The organism is Caballeronia sp. (assembly GCF_028292365.1).
In the GTDB taxonomy this organism is placed as follows: Bacteria; Pseudomonadota; Gammaproteobacteria; order Burkholderiales; family Burkholderiaceae; genus Caballeronia.
The window spans coordinates 1-3,241 of record NZ_JAQGMM010000271.1 but is presented as its reverse complement, the minus strand read 5'-3'; the positions used below and the strand labels follow the sequence as shown (position 1 = coordinate 3,241).

The window sequence follows — 3,241 nt, the reverse complement described above, 5'->3', positions numbered from 1 at the left end:
TCGTCGCCAAGTGACGGCGCCGATTGCTCGGGCAGATCGAAGAGCGCGTGATCGATGGTGAATTTGCCGTCAATCGCCATCCCGCCCTGCAGTCCTGCGTTCGCCACCGAAGCACTGCCCGACAGCTGCAATTGCCGATCCGGTGACGCAAACAGCTCGAGTTTGTCCGCGATGATGCTCGCCGTCAGGTCCGGCTGCTGCTGATCCAGCCGCACCTTGCCAGTCGCGCGCAACGTGCCGCTCGCGCCGTGAAACTCGACCTGCTGCAGATCGACCAGATTCTCGGACAGCGCAATCCGGATCACGCCGTCCTTCAACTGCACGCCTTGATCGATGACCGTGACCGAGAGCTTGTCGCCGGTCAGCATGCCGGAGACCGTCGGTTTCGCAACAATCCCCGCGATGGTCAGCTTGAGTCCGAGCTGACCATCGAGCAGATAAGCCGGGCCGAACAGGCCGCCGGTCGTGCGCAGCGTGGGAACGTTCGCTTCAATCGCTCCACTCAGCGGCGCTTCGTCGGCGACCGTGAGCACGCCGTCGCGCGCCACCAGGTTCGTGTGGACGTTCGCATCGATCACGCCGATCCGCGTTGCCTGCGCATGCACGGTCGCGTTGAGCCGGTTGCCGCCCGTGAAGTCCGCGCGGGCGGTTATATCTGTGATGCCGAGCGCCGCGACGCCACGGGCCGCGTCGATGGAGACATCGCCCGAACGCCGCTTCAGTTGCACGTAGCCCGTCGCGGTGGCGCCGAGCGCGAAATTCCAGTCGCCATCGAAGACCAGATCGGTCTTGGCGGGCGGCGGTCCGCCCTCCAGTTCCTGACGGATTTCGAGCAGCCGCGCCACCGACAGGTTCGTCAACTGGCCAGCCGAACTGATGCGGCCGCCATCGAGCGTGAACGATTTCAAGTCGAGCACCGCGCCTTCCGCCGATAAACGCGTCGCGCCCAGCGCTACATGATTCGGCGCGTAGCTCACAGTGAGCGGCGCGTCGAGATTTACGTTCGGCGTGCCCTTGTTCGATAAACGCGTCACTGTACCGTCCCAATGCGCGCCGTCGCGGGCATCGGTCAGGCGACCGTTTGCAGAAAGCGCCAGGTTGACCGCGTTGCCTCGCACCTTGCCGACTGCGGCCGCGTTGAGCGTATGGTTGGCGCGCGTGCCGTTGAGGTTCGCGTCGAGGCTCGCGAGATCGACGCCGTCCGTGCTGACATCGCGGGCCTGAAGGGTGAACACCAGCGCACCGTTCGCGCCGTCGCGCGCTTCCGCGCGGCCTTCAGCATGGCCCACGCGATTCGCACCGAACACCACGCTGTCGGCCTGATAGTTAGCCGCCAGATTCGGATGCGCGAAAGAACCGGTGATATCGCCATCGGCCTTGACGAGTCCCGCCAGTCCGAAGCCCAGGCGCTCGAGTTGCGGTGCATCGATACGAAAACGCAAGCGATCGCCCGGCGCGCCAAAACTACCGTTGAGATCGACGTTGTTGCCGGCAACCGAAAGCGTTGCGGTGCTCGGCAGGATGCGCGTTCCCACGACCTGGATCGTGCCCGAGCCGGTGAGCGGCAGGTTGTCGTAGACGCTCTCGCCGAGCTTGAACTGGGCTTTGGTGGTCAGCGTGGGCGCGAGTACGCCGGTTGCGGATAGCGTGCCGTTCACGCGTGCTTCGATAGGTCGGGATTTCGCCGCCGGCTTCGCTTTGGAAGAACCTTTCGGCGAAGGCTTCGCGACGAGTTCGTCGGTCAGCAGCAGTGGATTGAAATCGATGAGCTTCGCCTTCAGGTCGTAGCTCGAACGAATGTCTTTCTGCAGCGCGCCGCTCAACTCTATACGGCCCTTTCCTACGCTCAGTTTCACGCCGTCGAACGCAGTTTGTTTGGCGTCGAGCGTGACCTTGCCTTGCGCGCGCAACGCCGCTTTCGGGTCGTTGAGATCCAGCGTGATGGTCTGCTTGTCACCATCGAGATGAATGCCTATCGGCCCGGCAAACTGCGTCGGACGGATGGTCGGTTCAATCGCGTTCAGGTCAAGTTTCGCGACCTTCAGGTCGAACTGGCCTGTCCCGCCCTTGAGCGTTCCACCGCCGGTGACGGTGGCGTCTTTCAACAGCCGCACGTTCAGGTCAGAAATAATTTGCGCCGATGCGTCGAGCTTGACGTTCGCGTGGGCATCGATCAAGGGGAGCAGTTGCTTATCGACTGAACCGGGCTTCGCGTTCACGATCGATATCGGTCCGGTCACTACCAGCGCGTTCGGCGTAGCCGGATCGGGGGTAAGTTCTGCCCGCAGCGCGAGGTCCGCGAACGGCGCGCTCGGGCTGAACGCCTGCGGATTGACGTGATCAATCGTCACCAGCGCGCGCTTGAGCGGCACATCGCCGAACGGCGCCGCTTCAACGTGCGCCTGGCCCTTGAGCTTCAGACCGCTGGCGTTGATATCGGCGACGAGATTTTCCAGCGAACCCGTCAAATGCGCGGCCACCTGCACGGCCTCGCCGCTGACCTCGCCCGAATAACCAGCATCGCCGGTCAGCGGAAATGGGCGCGCACCGCCGTCAAGTTTCAATGCGGCCGTGATGGCGCCGAACGGCGTATCGAGACGCTGGATGCGCGCCTCGTGATGACGGCCATCGCTATGTCCGTCCAGTGCGAGCCGCGAGAATTCGGTAGTGGTCGCGCCTTCGTGGAGGCGCAGTTTGTCGAGCGTGACATCGCTTATTGCAAGCTGAATTGGTAAGCGTAAATCCGTCGGCAACTCGGTCTTGCTGGTGTCTTTCGGCGAAGGTGCAATGCGGGCATCGACCGTACCGACATGTAAATAACCAATGGTGAAACGCAATGGCGCGCGCGTCAGTTCCCACTTGCCGGAAACGCTGTCCACGGCAATATCCGTTCCGTTGCCGTCCAGACTCTTCCAGTGCACGTTGCGCAAGCGCAGGCCCGTCGCTATTGCGCCGCCGTCGAGCGTGCCGCTCAGCCGGCCACCGAGCAGCGACGTTGCTGCCTGCCACACGTAGCGCGTCCCCCGCTCGCTGTTCACCGCGTACAGGATCATTGCGACGCCGAGCGCTACGCACAGCACAAGCACCAGCACGATACCGCCGAGCCATTTGGCCAGGCGCCGCCAGCCGCCGCGCCGCGGCTTCGGAGCCGTCGTTCCGTTTTCAGACGCGCCGTTCCCCCGGTCCTCGGAAGGGTCCGGTTGGTCTGCGGGAGATTGGCCGTTCTGGTCGCTCATGCTTG

General features: G+C 63.6%; 1 protein-coding gene. It reads right to left on the bottom strand.

Features of this window, described 5'->3' with window-relative positions:
- Nucleotides 1–3,236 (bottom strand): translocation and assembly module protein TamB (locus tag JWR14_RS17080; RefSeq protein ID WP_299708941.1); only part of this gene is annotated, 3,236 nt, incomplete at its 3' end.
- Between the last annotated feature and the right edge of the window lie 5 nt (nt 3,237–3,241).